The 20169-nt window shown below is 67.9% G+C and carries 18 protein-coding genes; 15 read left to right on the top strand and 3 right to left on the bottom strand.

Features of this window, described 5'->3' with window-relative positions:
• The first annotated feature begins 32 nt into the window (after positions 1-32).
• From octT to holA, 8 genes are all read left to right on the top strand, one after another.
• On the top strand, positions 33-740 hold the full coding sequence (gene octT, locus PWF70_RS16275) for a diglucosylglycerate octanoyltransferase (protein ID WP_230461963.1): 708 nt from the start codon (positions 33-35) through the stop codon (positions 738-740).
• A gap of 59 nt (positions 741-799) precedes the next feature.
• Positions 800-1660 (top strand): DegV family protein, encoded by an 861-nt coding sequence (locus PWF70_RS16270; protein ID WP_006359342.1) that lies wholly within the window; start codon positions 800-802, stop codon positions 1658-1660.
• 121 nt (positions 1661-1781) lie between these two features.
• Positions 1782-2783 carry a ComEA family DNA-binding protein gene (locus PWF70_RS16265; protein WP_035751284.1) on the top strand — a complete coding sequence of 334 codons (1002 nt, stop codon included), beginning with the start codon at positions 1782-1784 and terminating at the stop codon, positions 2781-2783.
• A gap of 2 nt (positions 2784-2785) precedes the next feature.
• Complete coding sequence (locus PWF70_RS16260; RefSeq protein WP_035751286.1) at positions 2786-4168, top strand: ComEC/Rec2 family competence protein; 1383 nt, start codon at positions 2786-2788, stop codon at positions 4166-4168.
• A gap of 59 nt (positions 4169-4227) precedes the next feature.
• Positions 4228-4974 (top strand): hypothetical protein, encoded by a 747-nt coding sequence (locus PWF70_RS16255; RefSeq protein ID WP_280088701.1) that lies wholly within the window; start codon positions 4228-4230, stop codon positions 4972-4974.
• A complete protein-coding gene (gene mddA / locus PWF70_RS16250; protein WP_280088702.1) occupies positions 4971-5816 on the top strand; it encodes a methanethiol S-methyltransferase in 846 nt (281 codons plus the stop codon). The genes PWF70_RS16255 and mddA overlap by 4 nt, the downstream gene beginning before the upstream one ends.
• 23 nt (positions 5817-5839) lie before the next feature.
• Positions 5840-7396, top strand: a complete 1557-nt coding sequence (locus PWF70_RS16245; protein ID WP_035751291.1) for an HD domain-containing phosphohydrolase — start codon at positions 5840-5842, stop codon at positions 7394-7396.
• Between the two features lie 107 nt (positions 7397-7503).
• Complete coding sequence (holA, locus tag PWF70_RS16240) at positions 7504-8472, top strand: DNA polymerase III subunit delta (protein ID WP_035751292.1); 969 nt, start codon at positions 7504-7506, stop codon at positions 8470-8472.
• 302 nt (positions 8473-8774) lie between these two features.
• On the opposite strand, the gene rpsT is transcribed toward holA, so the two are convergent.
• Positions 8775-9035, bottom strand: a complete 261-nt coding sequence (gene rpsT, locus PWF70_RS16235; RefSeq protein ID WP_006359335.1) for a 30S ribosomal protein S20 — start codon at positions 9033-9035, stop codon at positions 8775-8777.
• A gap of 228 nt (positions 9036-9263) precedes the next feature.
• On the opposite strand from rpsT, the gene PWF70_RS16230 reads away from it, so the two are divergent.
• The 4 genes from PWF70_RS16230 to PWF70_RS16215 all read left to right on the top strand — a co-directional run bounded on the left by PWF70_RS16230 (position 9264) and on the right by PWF70_RS16215 (position 14071).
• Positions 9264-10418, top strand: a complete 1155-nt coding sequence (locus PWF70_RS16230; RefSeq protein ID WP_042376348.1) for a hypothetical protein — start codon at positions 9264-9266, stop codon at positions 10416-10418.
• A 79-nt stretch (positions 10419-10497) separates the two neighbouring features.
• Positions 10498-12252: a circularly permuted type 2 ATP-grasp protein gene (locus tag PWF70_RS16225; RefSeq protein WP_035751293.1), complete on the top strand. Its 1755-nt coding sequence runs from the start codon at positions 10498-10500 to the stop codon at positions 12250-12252.
• Positions 12249-13226, top strand: coding sequence for an alpha-E domain-containing protein (locus PWF70_RS16220; RefSeq protein WP_127962758.1), 978 nt, complete (start codon positions 12249-12251; stop codon positions 13224-13226). Before PWF70_RS16225 ends, PWF70_RS16220 begins: the two co-directional genes overlap by 4 nt.
• Positions 13223-14071 (top strand): transglutaminase family protein, encoded by an 849-nt coding sequence (locus PWF70_RS16215; protein ID WP_042376346.1) that lies wholly within the window; start codon positions 13223-13225, stop codon positions 14069-14071. Before PWF70_RS16220 ends, PWF70_RS16215 begins: the two co-directional genes overlap by 4 nt.
• Positions 14072-14079: 8 nt before the next feature.
• On the opposite strand, the gene PWF70_RS16210 is transcribed toward PWF70_RS16215, so the two are convergent.
• Positions 14080-14523 (bottom strand): type II toxin-antitoxin system PemK/MazF family toxin, encoded by a 444-nt coding sequence (locus PWF70_RS16210; protein ID WP_035751296.1) that lies wholly within the window; start codon positions 14521-14523, stop codon positions 14080-14082.
• A complete protein-coding gene (locus tag PWF70_RS16205; RefSeq protein WP_035751297.1) occupies positions 14520-15218 on the bottom strand; it encodes an alpha/beta hydrolase family protein in 699 nt (232 codons plus the stop codon). The genes PWF70_RS16210 and PWF70_RS16205 overlap by 4 nt, the downstream gene beginning before the upstream one ends.
• Positions 15219-15268: 50 nt before the next feature.
• Between PWF70_RS16205 and lepA the strand changes: the two genes are divergently transcribed.
• The 3 genes from lepA to PWF70_RS16190 are packed head-to-tail and all read left to right on the top strand — an operon-like array spanning position 15269 to position 20126.
• Complete coding sequence (lepA, locus tag PWF70_RS16200; protein WP_042376345.1) at positions 15269-17155, top strand: translation elongation factor 4; 1887 nt, start codon at positions 15269-15271, stop codon at positions 17153-17155.
• Entirely contained in the window at positions 17156-19207 is a 2052-nt protein-coding gene (locus tag PWF70_RS16195) for a M3 family metallopeptidase (protein ID WP_042376343.1), read from the top strand. It abuts the gene before it with no gap.
• Positions 19208-19220: 13 nt separating this feature from the next.
• Complete coding sequence (locus PWF70_RS16190) at positions 19221-20126, top strand: cation diffusion facilitator family transporter (RefSeq protein ID WP_042376341.1); 906 nt, start codon at positions 19221-19223, stop codon at positions 20124-20126.
• The last annotated feature ends 43 nt before the right edge of the window (positions 20127-20169 follow it).

Below are 20169 nucleotides of genomic sequence, written 5' to 3'. Positions count from 1 at the left end.
TGAACGGCGGCGCCCCCTCGGGAGAGCGCTGCATGATGGTCCTGTCCGATTCGCTGGCCTACTACGGTCCGGTCGGCGGGCTGCCCGCGAACGATCCGCGGATCTGGCCGTCACTCGTCGGCGCCGACGTGGACCTGCCGGTGAAGCTGTTCGGCCGGATCGGCTGGACGAGCCGCGACGTCTGGTGGGCGCTGACCCAGGACCCGAACATCTGGGCCACCGTGCCGCACACCGATGTCGTCGTGCTGGCATTCGGCGGCATGGACACGTTGCCCTCGCCGCTGCCGACCGCGCTGCGCGAGCAGATTCGCTACGTGCGACCGAATCGGCTGCGGCAGTTGGTGCGTGACGCGTACTCGTGGGTGCAACCCCGTGGCGCGCGTCTGGGGTGGCCGCTGGCGTTGCCGCCGAAGGTGACCGTCGAATATCTCGAGAAGATCCATGAGGCCCTCTCACAGCTCCGTCCGGATCTGCCGATCGTCGTGTGCCTCCCGCCGACGCACAGCAGCCCGTATTACGGCCATGTCCACACGGGCCGAATTCCGACGACGGCGGCGATGGCGCGGTGGGCGGAGCAGCACGGGTTGCCCTGCGTCGACTTCTATCCGGTGACGCGGGACGCCTTCGAGGATCCGGCGGCGGCGATGAACCCGGACGGCATCCACTGGGGCTTCTCCTGCCATCGTCAGATCGCCGATCTGGTGACGCCCGTGGTCGAGAAGAGTCGGGCGAACACGTAGTCGACGGACGTCGCGACTCCCATGTGAGGTCCGACCGGTGAACCGGCTAACGTAGACGGGTGCCTGTCGTCGTCGTCACAGATTCGTCGTCTCGGTTACCGGAGTCGGTCACCGAGCACTACGGGATCCGGCAGGTCCCGCTACATGTCACGATCGAGGACAAGGACTACCGCGAGGGCGTCGACTACATCCCGGAGGATGTGGTGTCGACACCGGGCGTGACCACCTCGGGTGCCAATCCGAGTGAACTGACGGAGTACTTCGAGTCGGCACTCGAAGCGAGCGAAGGTGCCGGCGTGGTGGCGGTGCACATGTCGCGAAAGCTGTCCGGCACGTGGAGCTCGGCGCGGCTGGCAGCCGAGAAGTTCTCCGGGCAGGTCCGCATCGTCGACTCCCGATCCGTCGGTCTCGCAGTGGGTTTCACCGCCATCGGGGCGGCGCAGGCGGCCGCGAACGGCGCCGACCGGGATCGCGTGTACGAGTCCGCGATCCGGCAGGCCGCGACCGTCGACTCGCTGCTGTGCGTCCAGCAGCTCGACAACCTGCGCCAGAGCGGCCGGATCTCCGCCGCCGGCAGGCTCTTCGGTTCGGCACTGTCGATCAAGCCGATCCTGCACATGGTCGACGGCACGCTCCAGCTCAAGGAACGTCACCGCACCTTCTCCAAGGCGCTCGACAAGATGGTCGACGCGGCGGTCGAATCCGCAGGAGGACGCGCGGTCACGGTCGGCGTCCAGCACTGCGAGACCCCGGACGTCGCGGCGGAAGTCCTCGCCACGCTGCGCAACCGTCTACGGATGGTGACCTCCGAGCTGACCGTCGACCTCGGACCGATCCTCGGCTCCCATGTGGGTCCCGGATCGGTCGGTATCGTCATCGCCTCGCACCTCGACCCGATCGAAGGGCTCGAGGAGAGCTGAGCGCGGTCCGGTCGGGACCTGAATCGGGAATCGGTGCACAGTCTGGTTGCTGTCCACAGATCTCTCGGCTGCGCGCCGGGCCACGTCGATTCGGCACTGAACCGCCCTAGCGTGTGGCGCCATGAGCGCATCAGGACGGCGGAATCCGCTGGACCGTCTGGGACCGGTCGTCGAGCCGCCGGCTCGTCGGGATCTGTCTCCGGCCGCTGCCGAATCCGACCCGCCGCCCGGTGTCGGTGACCCGGGCGCGGCTGTCGCAGTCGAGGAGCCCGCGCATCCCGGTTGGGGGATCGGCGGGATGCCGACGTGGCTGGATGCGCCGCCGTCGCCGTCGCCACCGCGGCGTGGTCGGGTCGGGCGATTCGACGACGTGCTCGACCCGGACGCCGACTCTCCGGGCGGGGACTGGGACGAGGACGACGCCCCTGTTGCACGCCGACGCTTTGCCGTGGCACCGCCCGCGGCGATCGCGCTGATCGCGGTCGGGGTGATCGCCTGCGTCGTGGCGGGATTCGGACTGTTCCGCGGAACGGATACGACGCCGGTGGTGGACTTCGGTGCACCCGGACCGTCGTCGACGTCAGAGGTGTCGGCGCCGACTGCCGCGCAACCGAGTACGACGCCGGCGCAGTTGGTCGTGAGTGTCGTCGGCCTCGTGAACAAACCCGGACTGGTTCGTCTGGCTCCCGGAGCACGGGTCGCGGAGGCGATCGAACAGGCCGGTGGCGCCCGTAAGGGTGCGGATCTGTTGTCGCTGAATCTTGCTCAGGTCCTGCGCGATGGCGATCAGGTCCTCGTGGGCTACGCCGGTGGTGAGGGGCAGATGTCGATGCGCAGTGCGGTGGTCGGTGCGGAAGGTGCTGCGCCGGCGCCCGGTCCCTCGGCGGACCCGGGCAGTCCGCCACCGGCGTCGTCGGCGGCGGAGGCCGGCGGTCGGGTCAACCTGAACACGGCGACCGAGACCGAACTGGATGCGCTGCCCGGGGTCGGGCCGGTGACGGCGAAGGCGATCCTCGACTGGCGAGAACGCAACGGCCGCTTCATGTCTGTGGATCAGCTCGCCGAGGTGGACGGGATCGGTCCGGCGCGGCTGGCCAGACTTCGTGACCTCGTGACGGTCTGAGGATGGACTTTCGGCTGCTCGTTCCGGCGGTGGTGGTGTGGTCGGTGACGGCGTGCGGTCTGATGGCCCCCGTTGGTGTCGGCGTCGGCATGGCGATCGTCGCGTCACTGGTGGCCGTCGTCGGTGTGGTCGGTTCCCGCCGGTTCGGCTGGGAAATGGTGGGGCTCGTCGTCGTGGGAGCCGGTCTGGCCGCCGCTTGTGCGGCATCGCTCGCGCTCCGGCAGGAGGCGCGCGCCGACCACCCGCTGGCACACGTGTCGGGCAAGGCGACGGCGGTCATGACCCTGCGCAGCGATCCGACCCCGATCGGACCGGCGAGGCAGGGGCGGATTCGCGTACGCGTAGACGTCGAACAGATTGGCGGTCAGCGGGTTACGTCCGCGCCCGCGGACCTGCGTGCCGCGGCGCGGGCATGGTCGGGGTTGCTGCCCGGCCAACGGGTTGTCGCGGTCGTGAAGGTACGGCCACCGCCGAGCCGAACGCTCCTCGTCGCATCGCTGACCGCCTCGACTCCGAAGCTGATCGGCGGCCCGCCCGCGTATCAGCGAGTCGCCGGATCGATCCGGCAACGCCTGCAGCTGGTGGCCACCCGCGGCCTCGATCCGGAGGCCGCGGGTCTGCTGCCGGGTCTGGTGCTCGGCGACGAGAGTGGCGTGCACGAGGATCTGCGCGACGACTTCCGCGCCGCCGGACTGAGCCACCTCACGGCGGTGTCCGGGGCGAACTTCGCGATCGTCTGCGGCGCTGCGCTTCTCATCGTCCGGAGCATCGGGGTGCCACCGCGTGCCGCGGCGGTCGTCGGGCTGGTGGTGATCGTCGGATTCGTGATGCTCGTCCGACCCACGCCGAGCGTGTTGCGGGCAGCGCTGATGGGTGCGGTCGGGGTGCTGGCGCTGTTCGCGTCGCGTCGGTCGCAGTCGATGCCGGCTCTCGGGGCCGCGGTGATCGGTGGTCTCCTGTGGTGGCCGGAACTCGCTCTGCAACCAGGCTTCGCGCTGTCGGTGGCGGCCACCTGCGCCATCGTGCTGTGGGCACCGCGGCTGCGGGATCGGTTGCGGGGGTGGCGGTGTCCACCGGGGTTGGCGGAGGTGATCGCAATGGCGGTCACCGCGCAAGTCGTCACCGCTCCGATCGTCGTGCTGGTCACCGGTCAGCTGTCGGTGGTCGGGATCGTCGCCAATCTGCTCGTCGCGCCCGTCGTCGCGGTCATCAGTGTGGTCGGTACCGTTGCTGCCCTCGTGGGTGCGATCGGTCCACCGGATGGGATCGGCGCGGGGATCGCGGAACTGTTGGTCCGTGCGCTGGGGCCGGAACTGTGGTGGATGATCCGGTGCGCGCACACCCTCGGCGGTCCGGGGTGGGCGAGTGTGGAGGTGTTCGGGTGAGGAGAAGTTGAGGCAGATGCCCCACGCGGGTGAGGCGGGTCGCGGACGACGCTGGGGTCATGAACACACATACACCCCGAGAAGTCGTCACCGAAGCCCGCGCTCACCCACGGCTCGCCGACGGCGATGACGAGCGATTCGCCGGGTACGGCGTCATGGGCCTGCCGTTTGCGTCGGGCCACTATCTGGCCCTGCGCGACATGGTCGCCAGTTTCATCGGACCCGCGTATCGGTCCGTCTGGCATCGAGATCCGCACGGCCTCTGGACGCTTTACACCACAACCGAGCCGGACCAGAGTTGCCCACGCTACTTCGGCGCGGGCGCGACCACACGGCGCGTTCCGTCGATCAATGTCGGATGGGCCGACGACCAGACGTTCGAGGTGACGATGGGCGACACGCTCCGCTGGACGGTGGAGCTGGCCTCGTCACCGGCGACCCGGCTGATGACCACGCTGAGCGGTGCGACGCCCACCGCAGCGTGGCGCAGCCGGACCATGCTGCACGCCGTCGGGCCGATGGCGACGCTCATGCTGCGCGCCGGCCGAATCCGCATGTGCGCCCGGACCCCCAACGGGCCGCAGTTCCGCGGGACACCGCTGTACGTCTGGCGCGTCGCCGACAGCCGGGCGTGGCTGGACGGTGAGACTTTCGGTTCTCCCGCACCACTCGACGAACAGATCAGCATCGGCGACATCCCCCTCCCGCAACGCGGACTGTTCTTCGTCGGCCGATCGGCTTTCGATGCACCCGACGCCGCAAACGACACCACGCACGCCTTCACCGACACAGGAGTACAGACATGACCACGATGGAATCGCCGTCGCCAACGGACACCGCCCCGGCGGCAACCCTTCTCACCCGCACCGTCTACCTCGCCTATGGGGTGACTGCCTACGTCGCCTTCCTGGTGGTGTTCCTGTGGGCGATCGCGTTCGTCGAGAACGCCTCGATCGTCATCGGCGGCGTCGATATCGTGCCGCGGACCATCGATCGTGGCGGGCCGTCGACGGGGGTCGTGGCGGCGGTGGTGGTCGACCTCGGACTGCTGACGCTGTTCGCCGCGCAGCACAGCGTCATGGCGCGCGACGGGTACAAACGTCGGTGGACGCGCATCGTGCCCCAGCCGATCGAGCGCAGCACCTACGTCCTGGCGGCGACCGCGTGCCTGGCAGCTCTGCTCTGGTGGTGGCATCCGATCACCACCACCGTGTGGGACGTCTCCACATCGGCCTTGCGGTGGGTCCTCGTCGCGGCGTCGTTGTTCGGCTGGGTCCTCGTCCTGACCTCGACGTTCCTCATCAACCACTTCGACCTGTTCGGTCTGCGACAGGTGGTCGCCAACGCGCGGCGGCGGCCGCTCCCGCCGTATCGGTTCATCACACCCCTCTGGTACGGAATCGTGCGACACCCGATCTACCTGGGCTTCGTCATCGCGTTCTGGGTGGCCCCGACGATGACCGCCGGACATCTTCTGTTCGCCTGCGCGACAACGGGATACGTCTTCATCGGTATCCACTTGGAGGAACGGGATCTGATCCGGGACTTCGGGAACGACTATGTCGAGTATCGGCGTCGCGTCCCGATGCTGGTGCCCGGGCTGCGTGCGCGTCGAGCGTCGGGGCCGGCGCACGCGCGAGTCGCCTGACACCCGAGGCGATGAGCGCGACAATGAACGTCATGAGCCCGCAAAGGGTGCTTCCGCGTCGAGTCGAGGTGCTGGCCGGCCTGTCCGTCGCCATCGACCTCGGACTCGGTCAGCCAGCCGAGCACATGCTGCGGTCGGCGGTCATCGCCACGCGATTGGCGCGCCGGCTGGGGCTCGACCGATCGCAACAGGACACCGTCTACTACGCGACGCTCGTGATGTGGATCGGCTGTCACGCCGACTCCGCCGAGTACGCGCGCTGGTTCGGCGACGACATCGCGGTGCGCCGCGACGCCTATCTCGTCGACTGGTCGGGACTTCCGTATCTGCGTTTCCTCATCGGCAATCTCGGTCGCGGAGAATCACTTCCGCATCGGATGAAGATCATGGCCGAACTCTTCCGGGATTCGCGCGGCGCTATCGCGGCACTCGTGCACTCGCACTGCCTGTCGGCGGCTGCGCTGGCCGGCCACATCGGACTGGGTCCCGACGTCGAGCAGGCGATCACCTACACGTTCGAGCGCTTCGACGGGGGAGGGCTTCCCGGCGGGGTGTCCGGTGTGGAGATCCCGATCGAGATGCGGGTGGCACAACTGGCCGACATGGCCGAGGTCCACCAGCGCACGTATGGCGTCGACGGGGCGGTCGCGATGGCGCGGAGCCGGCGGGGAGGGCACTTCGATCCCGACGTCGTCGATGCCTTCGTCGACGATCCCGCGACTCTCTTCCCGGCTGACTCCGACGATCCGTGGGAGCTGGCGTTGGCGATCGCGCCGGATGCCGAGCTCCGTCTCGACGATCCGGGACTGGACCATCTGCTGCTCGCCATCGGAGATTTCGTCGACCTGAAATGTCCCTTCGCGCTGGGGCATTCACGCGGAGTGTCGGCGCTGGCCGAATCGGCTGCGGGGCACCTCGGTGTCGAACGATCGGACATCGACGCGACTCGTCGTGCGGGGTGGCTTCATGACGTCGGGCGAATCGGGGTGTCGAATCAGATCTGGTCGAAGGCCGGGGACCTCACCGCGGCGGAGTGGGAGCGCGTCCGCATGCACCCGTATCTCACCGACCGCGTCCTCACGCGCATCCCGGGTCTCCGGGACGTGGCACGCATCGCCCGGACCCACCACGAGCACCTCGACGGGACCGGCTATCCACTGGGACTCAACGGACCGGCGCTCGGGCAGCCGGAGCGCATTCTCGCTGCCGCAGTCACGTATCGGTCGGCGGTCGAACCCCGGCCGTACCGGGCGGCGATGTCGACGGACGAGGCGGTCTCACGGCTCGAGCGCCGCGCCCATCGCGGTGAACTCGACGCCGACTGCGTCGAGGCCGTTCTCGCCGCCGCCGGACACGCGCGGACCCGGGCGCGGCACAGCGACGCGTTGACGCGGCGGGAGCGGGGGATCCTCGGACTCGTCGCGCGTGGGCTGTCCAACCGGGACATCGCGTCGAAGCTCGTTCTGAGCGAGAAGACGGTGCGCAATCATGTCGAGCGGACGTATACCAAGATCGGGGCGTCGAATCGGGTGGGCGCCAGCCTGTACGCGCTGGAGAACGGGCTCGCGGGGTCGTCGTAGGTCCGTGGTCTGAGAACCGCCCGGCACGGGCCGGGCCGCACGCACGACGCCGGGACCGCCGCCGTAGTCCCCGCAGCCATGTCGGCCCGATCTGGCACGATGAGCACGTGACCGATCACCTGCACCTGCTCCTCGGAGACGACGACTTCCTGACCGGCCGGGTGATCTCCGCGGTCGCCGAGGCGTCGTCGAAGGAAGCGGGCACCCCGGTCCCGGTCACCCGGGTGCGTGCCGGTGACGTCAGCGAACACGAGCTCGCCGAGCTGCTCAGCCCGTCGCTGTTCGCCGAGGAACGCATCGTCGTCATCGAAGCGGCCGCAGAGGCAGGCAAGGAGCCGGCCGCGCTCATCGCGACGACGGCCACGTCGCTGCCCGAGGGCATCACGCTGATGGTGATCCACTCCGGTGGGGGACGCGCGAAGTCGATGGTTCCGGCGTTGAAGAAGGCCGGCGCCGTCGAGCACACGACCACCGCGCCGAAGTGGGCATCGGACCGGATGACCTTCGTCCGCAACGAGTTCCGCTCACTCGGTGTGAAGGTCAGCGCCGACGTCGTCGAGCAGGTCGTCGAGAGTGTCGGTTCCGAACTGCGTGAGCTCGCTGCCGCATGCGCCCAGCTCGTCGCCGACACCGGCGGCAAGGTGAACCGCGAGAGCGTGCAGCTGTACTACCAGGGCCGGTCCGAGGTGACCGGCTTCGAGGTCGCCGACAAAGCAGTCCTGGGGGACCGGGCCGGAGCACTCGAGTCGCTCGCCTGGGCGCTGCACCACGGAGTGCCGCGCGTACTCCTGGCCGACGCCCTCGCCGAAGCCGTCCACGCCATCGCCCGCATCCGGCCGATGGGGTCGATCGACCACTTCGCCGCCGCCTCCGAACTCGGCATGCCGCCGAACCGGGTCAAGAGCGTGCAGGCGAAGGCCAAGGCATGGGACTCGGAGTCGATCGCCCGCGCGGTCGGGGTGGTCGCGAAACTCAACGGCGATGTCAAGGGACAGGCCGCCGATGCCGACTACGCACTGACCTATGCCGTCGCCGCGGTTGCAGATCTCCGGCCGGACGGGCGTCGTCGGAACTGAGTCGGCAGTAGGTATCGGCTACTGCCGACTGGCCGAGTCTCGGTCAGCGGATCGGCGTCGAAACTCGTCCCCCTGACGCGATAGCGGGGGCAATGTGCCCTCGGGCGCCAGTCACGGGGACGACTTCTCACCCAGGCGAGGGGAGCGACTCAACCGCGCGCGGCCGGGCGGACGGTATCTCTCAGCAGAGAAGAACGACGATCACCCCGGCAACCGCGTGGATGCTACCGGGGTGATCGTGAGTATGAACATATGGCGGCGCGCCATGCGCCGAGGCGACCCGGAGGTCGGAGTGGGTCAGCTCAGAGCTTGTTGACCGCGAGAGCGATGGCCGACTTCTTGTTGGCGGCCTGGTTGGCGTGGATGACGCCCTTGCTGGCGGCCTTGTCGAGCTTGCGGCTCGCAGCCTGACCGAGCTCGGTAGCCTTGTCCTTGTCGCCGGACTCGACGGCCTCGCGGAAGCTACGGATCGAGGTACGCAGGGCCGACTTCACCGACACGTTGCGCTGCCGGTTCTTCTCGTTGGTGCGGTTGCGCTTGATCTGAGACTTGATGTTCGCCACGCGTGTTACCTCTGTCGTTGCTGGTGGATATGTCTGTCTGTTCTGGTCGGGCGGCGGACCGGTTGGCCCGAACTCGCACCGCGCGGCGTCGGCGCGTGAAGGAACTTCACGGCGTCACCGCAACAGCGGACAACATTACCAGCCGGGATCAGTCAGCCCAAAATCCGTCGTCGGGCCGATGCGCGCCGAAAAGAATCATCGTGGGCAAAAGTCTAGGCTCGAGTCATCATGTCCGTCGTTTACGTACACATCGGCCTCCCGAAGACCGGCACCACGCACCTGCAGGATCGACTCTGGCGCAACCGTGACCTGGCGTTGCAGACGTCCGGGTTGCTCTATCCGGGCAACGTCATCTCCGATCACTTCCACGCCGCGGTCCACCTCCAGCCAGAGCGCTACCTCGACTGGGCCGACCCGGCCTTCTCCGGGGTGTGGCCCAAGCTGCTCGGGCAGATGCGGGCCTGGCCCCAGACCTCGCTGCTGTCGCATGAGCTCTACAGCACCGCGACGAGCGAGCAGATCGAGCGGCTCCTGGCCGATCTGTCGTTCGCCGACGAGGTGCACGTCATCGCAACGGTTCGCGACCTCGCCCGCCAGCTCCCGTCGGTCTGGCAGGAGAACGTCAAGAACCAGCGGCGTGCCTCCTTCGACGAGTTCGTCGACGCGGTCGCGTTCGCGGCGGAATCGAACACGGTGGGTGAGGTGTCCGCGGAGAATGCCGGTCCGCTCGTCGAGGACGAACCGTTCTGGGAGTTCCAGGACCACGTCGGCATCCTCGCCAAGTGGGCGAAGTTCGTCGGACCCGAACGCGTCCACGTGGTGACCGTGCCGCGCGGTCGGCCGGCGCAGGGCGACGCCCTCTGGGATCGCTTCCTCCGCGTCCTGGAGGTCGACGCGGCACCGCTGAACATCCCGGTGCCCAGCCTCAACAGCTCGCTGTCGGCGTCGCAGGCCGAGTTCCTCCGCGGTCTGAACCAGCGCCTGCAGCCGGAGACCATCGAATGGCGCCGGTACGAACGCATCATCAAGGGGCAGGTGATCGGCGAGATCCTGTTCGAGGCGCGCTCGGGCGCGCCCCAGGGGCTGACGGTCAAACACCGGCAGTGGGCCGCCGCGCAGGCGGCCACGATGGTGGAGGCGGTACGCAGCGCGGGATACGACGTCGCAGGCGACCTCGCCGACCTCGAGGTGTCGGCGGACGGTGCCGCCGACGACGCGCCGATGCCCTCCGATCGCGAGGTGCTCGACGTGGCTCTCGACACGATCGCCTCGATGGTCCTCGTCGCGCCGCTGCCCAAGGTCGGACCGCCGATGAAGACGCGCGCAGCCAATGTCCTGCGGCGAGTCAAGCGCCGCGCCCTCGCGATGCGACGTTCGCTCTGAGGCGCCGGCGCATGGCGCGCACGACACGGTCGGCCAACCGTGGTGCCGATTTCGCGGTTATGCGGCACCATGGCAATTTATGACCCCCGCATCGACAAGTGCGCCCGCCAAGAAGGCGCCGCGAAAGTCCGCATCCGCGAAGACAACGACGTCGAGCTCGTCCGGGAAGGCTGCCTCGGGCCGCTCCGGATCGTCGAAGAGTTCGGGGTCAGGAGGCAGATCCCGCAAGTCGAGCGGTGAGGAGAACTTCACCGGGAACTTCGGTGGGTACTCAAAAGGTCCGTACGGCAAGGCATATGACGAGATGTTCGATGCCGCGGGCGATGTGCGCACCCCGTATCGCGGCATCTACAAGGCGATGTCCGACGAGGACTCGTCCGACCTGGTCGAGGCCCGCGTCGAAGCGTTGGGCCGCGCCTACCTCGATCAGGGTGTGACCTTCTCGCTGTCCGGCCAGGAACGCCCCTTCCCGTTGGACATTGTGCCGCGCGTGATTTCGGCCGGGGAGTGGAGCAAGCTCGAAGCGGGTATCACCCAGCGCGTGCAGGCGCTCGAGTTGTTCCTCGACGACATCTACGGTGAGCAGGAGATCCTGCGCGACGGCGTGCTGCCGAAACGGCTCGTCCACTCCTGTGAGCACTTCCATCGGCAGGCAGCAAACATTCGGCCGCCCAACGGTGTTCGCATCCACGTCGCCGGCATCGACCTGATCCGCGACGAGAACGGCGACTTCCGGGTCCTCGAGGACAACCTGCGGTCGCCGTCGGGTGTCTCATACGTGCTCGAGAACCGCCGCGCGATGGCGCGCGTGTTCCCCGACCTCTTCTCCAAACACCGCGTCCGCGCGGTGGCCGACTATCCGAGCCATCTGCTGCGTGCGCTGCGCGCATCGGCGGCGTTCAACGAGGCCGACCCGAACATCGTCGTGCTCACCCCGGGGGTGGCGAACTCCGCGTACTTCGAACACTCGTTGCTCGCACGCCTGATGGGTGTCGAGCTCGTCGAGGGCCGAGATCTGTTCTGCCGCGACAACGTCGTCTACATGCGCACCACCGAGGGCGAACAGCGCGTCGACGTCATCTACCGTCGCATCGACGACGACTACCTCGACCCGATGCAGTTCCGCCCCGATTCGATGCTGGGTGTCGCGGGACTGGTCAACGCGGCCCGCGCCGGAAACGTGGTCATCTCGAGCGCGGTCGGCAACGGTGTCGGCGACGACAAGCTGATCTACACCTATGTCCCGGAGATCATCGAGTACTACCTCGGTGAGAAGCCGAGCCTGCAGAACGTCGACACCCTGCGCTGCTGGCTTCCCGAGGAGCGCGAAGAGGTGCTCGACCGCATCGACGAGCTCGTCGTGAAACCCGTTGAGGGATCGGGTGGATACGGCATCGTCTTCGGGCCCGAGGCCACCAAGGCGGAGCTGGACACCCTGGCCCGCAAGGTCCGCAACGATCCGCGCGGCTGGATCGCACAACCCGTCGTGCAGCTGTCGACGGTGCCGACGAAGATCGGCAACGAGATCCGTCCGCGTCACGTCGACCTGCGTCCGTTCGCCGTCAACGACGGCGAGTCGGTCTGGGTCCTGCCCGGCGGCCTCACTCGCGTCGCCCTGCCGGAGGGGTCGCTGGTGGTGAACTCCAGCCAGGGCGGCGGCTCCAAGGACACCTGGGTGCTCGCCAGCCGGACGTCGGAGGCCGAACGAGAACTGTCCGGCGCGAAGGTGGTCACCACCAGTGGCGTCGCCGCGGCCCGGCCCGCCGACAGCGCCCCCGACCCGGTGCACACCCAGACCCAACAGCAGCAACAGCAGGGCGGTGATCCCCGATGATGTTGGCGCGCAACGCCGAGTCGTTGTACTGGATCGGCAGGTACGTGGAGCGCGCCGACGACATGGCGCGCATCCTCGACGTCGCGATCCACCAGCTGCTCGAGGACACCACCGTCGACGTCGACCAGCAGGCGCGACTGATCATCCAGGTACTCGGGCTCGAGGCGCCGGAGACCGACGAGGAACTCGACGTCTGGTCGCTGACGGAACGCGTGGCCTACGATGCCGACGCGGTCGGGTCGATCGTCGACCTCATCCGCGCGGCACGCGAGAATGCGCGCGGCGCAAGGGAAGTCACGTCGAGCGAGCTGTGGGAGTGTCTCAACACCACCTACAACGGACTCGACGCCGCCGAACGCCGGTCGCGCCGCCTCGGTCCGCACGAGTTCCTCTCGTACGTGAAGAACCGTGCGGCCATGTTCGCCGGACTCGCCGACGCCACCCTCAGCCACGACGACGGCTACCGCTACCTGCTGCTCGGCCGCTCCGTCGAGCGGGTCGACATGACGATCCGAATGCTGTTGTCGCGAGCGGGGGATCGCACCTCGTCGCCCGCATGGGTCAACGTGCTGGTCTCCGCCGGCGGTCACGACACCTTCCTGCGCACCTACCGCGGCGTCCTCGACGCGGAGAACATCGTCGAGTTCATCCTGCTCGACCGTCTCTTCCCGCGGTCGATCTTCCACGCGCTCAGCGTCGCCGAACGCAACCTCGGCCAGCTCGAGAAGGGGCCCAGCCGCGTCGGCGCGCAGGCCGAGGCCCAGCTGCTGCTCGGCCGGGCGCGGAGTTCGCTGGAGTTCCTCGAACCCGGCGAGCTGCTCGACGGACTGCAGGAGCGGCTCGTCGATCTGCAGGACACCTGCCGTGCCGTCAACGAGGCGGTCACCAAGCAGTACTTCCATGTGTCGCCGTACGTCTCGTGGGCCGACACCCGCGTCAGCGACAACCAGGTTATCGAGGAGAGTGAACTGTGAGCTGGCGTCTGCGCGTCGTCCATTCGACCGGTTTCGCGTACCACAGTCCCGTCACCTCCTCGTACAACGAGGCCCGGATCACGCCCCGCAGTGACGCCCGGCAGAACGTGATCGTCAATCGTGTCGAGACCGTGCCGGCCACCAGGTCGTACCGCTACACCGACTACTGGGGTACCGCGGTCACCGCCTTCGACCTACACGCACCGCACGAGGAGCTCGAGGTGTCGGGCATGTCGGTCGTCGAGACCGACGCCGGACAGCGTCCGGCAGAGGAAGACCAGGCGTCGTGGGAGGACATCCGCAGTGAGGCCACCATGGATCGCTACGACGAGATGCTCTCCAACACCACCTATGTGCCGAAGAACCGGCAGTTGATCGCGGCGGCGAAGAAGGTCGCCAAGGGGCTCACCCCGGCGGAGACGGTCGAGGCGCTGTCCCGGTTCGTCCATGAGGAGATGGAGTACGTACCCGGCACCACGGGCGTGCACACCACGGCCGTCGACGCCTGGAACGAGCGCAAGGGGGTCTGCCAGGACTACGCCCACCTCACCCTGGTTATGTTGCGCGGCCTGGGAATTCCGGCCCGCTACGTGTCGGGGTACTTGCATCCGAAACCGAATGCGGCGATCGGCAAGACGGTCCAAGGCCAGAGCCACGCATGGATCGAGGCATGGACCGGCGGCTGGTGGGGCTACGACCCGACCAACGACACTCCGATCACCGAGCAGCACGTGTCGGTCGGCGTCGGCCGCGACTATGCGGATGTGTCGCCACTCAAGGGGGTCTACACCGGTGGTGGCGCAACGGATCTCGACGTCATCGTGGAGATCACGCGGCTGGCGTAGGGGAGTGCTCAGCGCCAGCCGAAGCGCGACCTGAGTTCGTCGGCGACCGCGTCGAAACGGCGACGGTCGAGGATTGCGCCCTCGCGCCGGATGCCGTCGGCGTCGACGGCGAGGACACGGTCGAGGCGGACGAAGCTCGGCCGATTCTGTGAGTCCCAGGTCCCGGTGCCGACGGCGAACCAGTCGTCGTCGTCCCGGTGGTAGTCCTTGCTCGACAGCATCAGACCCAGAACCTCCTCGAAAGTGTCACCGTCGGCGGTCTCGGCGTTGGCGTCGCGGCCCACCACGAGCACCGGGCGGTCCTTGCCCTGGCTGGGGTCGTCCTCGTAGGCGACCCAGGTCCACACGATCTCGCCGGGGTCGGCGTCGCCGTCGAGTTCGGGGTTGTAGCTGATCGTGCGGGCGACCTCGGCGGTGGGACGGAGGCGGGACCGGATGCTGCGGCTCGTCACGCCCGGAATGCTTTCATCAGGAACTCGTCGACCGCGTCGGCGGTCAGCTGCGCGGTCGGCTTCTTCTTCGGGTTGAGGTCGTGACCGACCTTCTCGAGTTCGACGATCCGCGTCGGCGCGTCGATCAGGCCGATCGCCTCGGCCATCTCCTCGGCGGTGCCGAACGGGTCGGTGCTGCCGTGGACGACGAGGGTCGGCACGGTGATCGACGGCAGGTGTTCGGTGCGCAGCCGGTCGGGCTTGCCCGGTGGGTGCAGGGGATAGGAGGTGAGCAGCAGGCCGTCGGCGAGGTCGGTGCCGTCCTCGGCGACCGCCATCGACGCCTGACGCCCGCCGTAGGAGTGGCCGCCGACGAACAGCGGGCCGTCGGACTCCTCGCGGAACATCGCGCAGGCGGCGCGGATGCCGTCGCGGTCGGCCGGCGACGTCGACGGACTAGGCGGTCCCTTGGGTCGGCGCCGGCGATAGGGGAGGTCGATCCGGGCGACGACGTAGCCGCGCGAACTCAGTTCGTCGGCGAGCGCGCGCAGGATGATCGCGTCGCGGTTGCCGCCCGCGCCGTGCGCCAAGACGATCGTGGCGCGAGGAGTGCCGTCCGGGCGGTGCACGTCGGCGGCGACGTCATCGGTCTCGACGGTGGCGATGGTGGTCCCTGGCTTTTTCGACTCGGCGGACTCGGCTGTCACGGCTGCCACGGTAGCGCCCCACCATCCGCTTGGGCACCATTCGCGGCGGTCATGAGAACATGGTGGTCAACGTACGTGTCCATCCTCGAGGAGTAGTTCCAATTCCCACCTTCGTCGACACAACCTTCACCGACCCGGCGCGCATCCGGAACTTCTGCATCATCGCCCACATCGACCACGGAAAGTCGACGCTGGCCGACCGGATGCTGCAGCTCACCGGTGTCGTGGAAGAGCGCCAGATGCGGGCGCAGTACCTCGATCGCATGGACATCGAGCGTGAGCGCGGCATCACCATCAAGGCGCAGAACGTGCGGTTGCCGTGGCAGCTCGACGGTGACGACTACGTCGTGCACCTCATCGACACCCCCGGTCACGTCGACTTCACCTACGAGGTGTCGCGTGCGCTCGAGGCGTGTGAAGGCGCGGTCCTCCTCGTCGACGCCGCTCAGGGCATCGAGGCACAGACGCTCGCCAATCTGTACCTCGCGATGGAGAACGACCTCACCATCATCCCGGTCCTGAACAAGATCGACCTGCCCGCGGCCGACCCCGAGCGTTACGCCGCCGAGCTCGCCCACATCGTGGGCTGTGAGCCCGAGGACGTCCTGCGGGTGTCCGGCAAGACCGGCGTCGGCGTCGGCGAACTGCTCGACGAGGTCATCCGCAAGGTGCCCGCCCCCGTCGGGAACGCCGACGCGCCGGCACGCGCGATGATCTTCGACTCGGTCTACGACACCTACCGCGGCGTGGTCACCTACGTCCGTGTCGTCGACGGCAAGATCGTGCCGCGCGAGAAGATCCAGATGATGTCGACCGGCGCGACCCACGAACTGCTCGAGGTCGGCATCGTGTCGCCGGAACCGAAGCCCACCCAGGGACTCGGAGTCGGCGAGGTTGGCTACCTCATCACCGGTGTGAAGGACGTGCGCCAGTCGAAGGTCGGTGACACCGTCACCAGCGCCCGCAACGGCGCGAGCGAAGCGCTGACCGGTTATCGCGAACCGCGGCCGATGGTCTACTCGGGCCTGTACCCGATGGACGGTTCCGACTATCCGGTCCTGCGTGAGGCGCTGGAGAAGCTGCAACTCAACGACGCCGCGCTCACCTACGAGCCGGAGACGTCGGTGGCGCTGGGCTTCGGATTCCGCTGCGGCTTCCTGGGTCTGCTCCACATGGAGATCACCCGCGAGCGTCTCGAGCGCGAGTTCAACCTGGACCTCATCTCCACCGCACCCAACGTGGTGTACCGCGTCGTGATGGAGGACGGCTCCGAGCACATCGTCACCAACCCGTCGGACTGGCCGGAGGGCAAGACCCGCCACATCTACGAGCCGGTCGTCAAGACCACGGTGATCGCGCCGAGCGAGTTCATCGGCGCCATCATGGAACTGTGCCAGTCGCGGCGCGGCGAGCTCGGCGGCATGGACTACCTGTCGGAGACCCGCGTGGAACTCCGCTACACCCTGCCGATGGCCGAGATCATCTTCGACTTCTTCGACTCGCTGAAGTCGCGCACGCGCGGCTATGCATCTCTCGACTACGAAGAGGCAGGCGAGCAGGAAGCCGACCTGGTCAAGGTCGACATCCTGCTCCAGGGCGAGGCCGTCGACGCGTTCAGCGCGATCGTCCACCGCGACGCCGCCTACGCCTACGGCAACAAGATGGCGCTCAAGCTCCGCGAGCTCATCCCGCGTCAGCAGTTCGAGGTCCCGATCCAGGCGGCCATCGGCTCGAAGATCATTGCGCGCGAGAACATCCGGGCGATCCGCAAGGACGTCCTCGCGAAGTGCTACGGCGGCGACATCAGCCGTAAGCGCAAGCTGCTCGAGAAGCAGAAGGAAGGCAAGAAGCGGATGAAGACCATCGGCCGCGTCGAGGTCCCGCAGGAGGCGTTCGTCGCGGCGCTCTCCACCGATGCAGCAGGTGACAAGCCGAAAGGGAAGTAGATGACGGGGCAGGACAGCGCAACCAATCCGGTACTGGCACAGAGTGATCTGCCCTACGATCTACCGGACTTCGCGTCGATCTCCGACGAGGACTTCCTGCCCGCCTTCCGTGAGGCGATGGCGTCGCACCTCGCCGAGGTCGAGGCCATCGCCGCCGATCCTGCGGAACCGACCTTCGGCAACACGATCGAGGCGCTGGAGCTGTCGGGTCGCGACCTTGCCCGCGCGTCGGGCATCTTCTTCAATCTCGTCGGCCCCGACACCAACCCCAAGCGCAACGAGATCTCCCAGGAGCTCTCGACGCTGCTGACCGACCACGGCAACACGATCGCGATGAACCCGGTTCTGTTCGGCCGGATCTCGGATCTCGCGTCCCGCGCCGACGACCTCGACCTGACCGAGCCGCAGCGTCGTCTCCTCGACAAGCGATACCGCGAGTCCGTGCGTGCCGGTGCCGGTCTGCCGGAGGCCGAGCAGGCGGAGATGCGCCAGATCGCCTCCCGGCTCGCGTATCTGACGACCACGTTCTCGCAGAAGATCCTCGACGACACCAACGATTCGGCGGTCCTCGTTGAGGACGCGTCGGACCTCGACGGCTTGTCCGCCGGCCAGATCGCGGCCGCTCGACGCGCGGCGGCCGATGCCGGCCACGAGAGCGGCCACCTGATCACCCTGGAACTCCCGACCAGCCAGTCCGTGCTGACCGAGTTGACGAATCCTGCCGTGCGGCAACGGGTGTTCGACGCGTCGGTGAACCGCTGCGCGCGCGGCAACGACCACGACACCCGGGAACTCATCCTCGAGATCGTGCGTCTGCGTGCTCGCCGTGCCGAACTGCTCGGGTACCGCGACCACGCCGAGTTCGTGATCGCCGAGCAGACCGCGCCCGACGCGTCCGCGGTCGACGACCTGCTGCGGGAACTCAACCAATCGGCGATGCGTGCCGGGGGTCGGGAACTGACGCGGCTCACCGAGTTCGCCGAAGGCGCCGAGATCGGACCCGCCGACCTGACCTTCTGGCTCGAACGTGAGAAGCAGGCCAAGTCCTCGGTACCGCTCGACGGTTTCGCCGACTACTGCGAACTCGACACCGTCCTGACGCGCGGAGTCTTCCACGCCGCCAACAAGTTGTACGGCCTGACGTTCGTCGAACGGACGGGACTGCCCGTCTATCACCCCGACGTGCGTGTCTGGGAGGTGCGGGACGACTCCGGCACTGGCATCGGGCTGTTCCTCGGTGACTTCTACGCGCGGCCGTCCAAGCGCGGCGGTGCCTGGATGAACAACATCGTCGACCAGTCGTCGATGCTGGAGACCCAGCCGATCATCGTCAACGTCCTGAACCTGACGAAACCCGATGAGGGGCAGCCGTGTCTGCTCACCATCGATCAGCTGACGACCCTGTTCCACGAGTTCGGGCATGCTCTGCACGGTCTGCTGTCGTCGGTGCAGTACCCGTCGCAGTCGGGGACATCGGTGCCGCGTGACTTCGTCGAGTTCCCGTCGCAGGCCAACGAGATGTGGGCGCTCCACCCGGATGTGCTCGCCAACTATGCGTTGCACCACGCGACCGGTGAGGCGATCCCGGCCGAACTGGCCTCCGCCGCACGGGAGTCCGCCGGCGCCGAAACCGCGCACGGGACCATCGAGTACCTCGCGGCGTCGTCGCTCGATCTGGCCTGGCATCGGTTGACGGTCGAGGAGGCCGCGGCCGTCACCGACGTCGAGGCGTTCGAGGCGAAGGCGCTCACCGAGGTCGGCCTGCAGACCGACCTGATCCCGCCCCGCTACCGCAGCGCCTACTTCAACCACATCTTCGGCGGTGGTTACTCGGCCGGCTACTACAGCTACATCTGGTCGGAGGTCCTCGACGCCGAGACCGAACAGTGGTTCCTCGCCTCGGGCGGCCTGGAGCGCGACAACGGGCGACGCTTTGCCGAGGCGACGCTGTCGCGCGGTGACAGCATCGACCCGCTGGTATCGCACGAGGCGCTGATCGGCCGTAAACCGCAGATCGAGCCGCTCCTGCGTCGACGGGGGCTCGCGGCTTGAGCCGGGTTCGATCATGACAAGGGGACAACGCCACAACCTCGCCCGGTTCGCGGTGCTCAGCATCGTGACCGCGGTGGTCGTGTTCGGCCTCAAGCTGCTGGCCTGGTGGATCACCGGGTCGGTGGGCCTGCTGTCCGACGCGCTCGAATCGATCGTCAACGTCGTCGCCGCCGTGGGCGCGTTCGTCGCACTACGCGTCGCCGCGAAGCCGCCGGACCGGGGGCACAACTTCGGGCACACCAAGGCCGAGTACTTCTCGGCGGTCTTCGAAGGTGTCCTGATCGTCGTGGCGGCGGTGATCATCGTAGTGACCGCGATCGACCGGCTCATCAACCCCCGCGAGCTCGAAGAGGTCGGGCTCGGCCTCGGCATCTCGGTGGGCGCCACGGCCCTCAACGCGGCGGTGGGGTTGATCCTCATCCGCGCCGGCCGCAAACACCGGTCGCTGACCCTCGAGGCCGACGGCAAGCATCTGATGACCGACGTGGCGACCACCGTCGGCGTCCTCGTGGGTGTGTTCCTCGTCGCGTTGACCGGCTGGCTGCCCCTCGACCCGCTGATCGCCATCGCGGTCGCGATCAACATCATGGTCGTCGGTACCCGGCTCGTGTGGCGCTCGAGTGCGGGACTGATGGATTCCGCGCTTCCCGCGGAGCAGCGCTCCGCCATCGACGACGTGCTCGACCGGCACCGCACCGACGGCATCGTTTTCCACGACATCCGCACCCGCGAGGCCGGTCACGAACGGTTTCTGCAGCTCCACATGCTCGTGCCCGGCGACTGGTCGGTGCAGCGCGCCCACGATCTCACCGAGGTCGTCGAGGACGACCTGCACGCAGCGGTCCCGGACCTGAACATCACGACGCACGTCGAACCGGTCAACGATCCGCGCGCCTACGAAGACTGGCGGTTGGAGTAGAGGGTCGGGGTGCTCACCGTGTGTGTGCATGGCCTGGGCGGAG

Source organism: Gordonia sp. Swx-4 (assembly GCF_030316175.1).
GTDB classification, from domain to species: Bacteria; Actinomycetota; Actinomycetes; order Mycobacteriales; family Mycobacteriaceae; genus Gordonia; species Gordonia alkanivorans.
Note: the sequence above shows the minus strand (reverse complement) of the source record. Positions and strands in the feature narration are given on the sequence as shown.

Bases quoted from the DNA above. Each gene is read 5' to 3' on its own strand.
- octT (WP_230461963.1), top strand. From the start codon at position 33: ATGATGGTCCTGTCCGATTCGCTGGCCTACTACGGTCCGGTCGGCGGG.
- PWF70_RS16265 (WP_035751284.1), top strand. From the start codon at position 1,782: ATGAGCGCATCAGGACGGCGGAATCCGCTGGACCGTCTGGGACCGGTC.
- PWF70_RS16260 (WP_035751286.1), top strand. From the start codon at position 2,786: ATGGACTTTCGGCTGCTCGTTCCGGCGGTGGTGGTGTGGTCGGTGACG.
- PWF70_RS16255 (WP_280088701.1), top strand. From the start codon at position 4,228: ATGAACACACATACACCCCGAGAAGTCGTCACCGAAGCCCGCGCTCAC.
- mddA (WP_280088702.1), top strand. From the start codon at position 4,971: ATGACCACGATGGAATCGCCGTCGCCAACGGACACCGCCCCGGCGGCA.
- PWF70_RS16245 (WP_035751291.1), top strand. From the start codon at position 5,840: ATGAACGTCATGAGCCCGCAAAGGGTGCTTCCGCGTCGAGTCGAGGTG.
- PWF70_RS16230 (WP_042376348.1), top strand. From the start codon at position 9,264: ATGTCCGTCGTTTACGTACACATCGGCCTCCCGAAGACCGGCACCACG.
- PWF70_RS16225 (WP_035751293.1), top strand. From the start codon at position 10,498: ATGACCCCCGCATCGACAAGTGCGCCCGCCAAGAAGGCGCCGCGAAAG.
- PWF70_RS16220 (WP_127962758.1), top strand. From the start codon at position 12,249: ATGATGTTGGCGCGCAACGCCGAGTCGTTGTACTGGATCGGCAGGTAC.
- lepA (WP_042376345.1), top strand. From the start codon at position 15,269: ATGGTGGTCAACGTACGTGTCCATCCTCGAGGAGTAGTTCCAATTCCC.
- PWF70_RS16195 (WP_042376343.1), top strand. From the start codon at position 17,156: ATGACGGGGCAGGACAGCGCAACCAATCCGGTACTGGCACAGAGTGAT.
- PWF70_RS16190 (WP_042376341.1), top strand. From the start codon at position 19,221: ATGACAAGGGGACAACGCCACAACCTCGCCCGGTTCGCGGTGCTCAGC.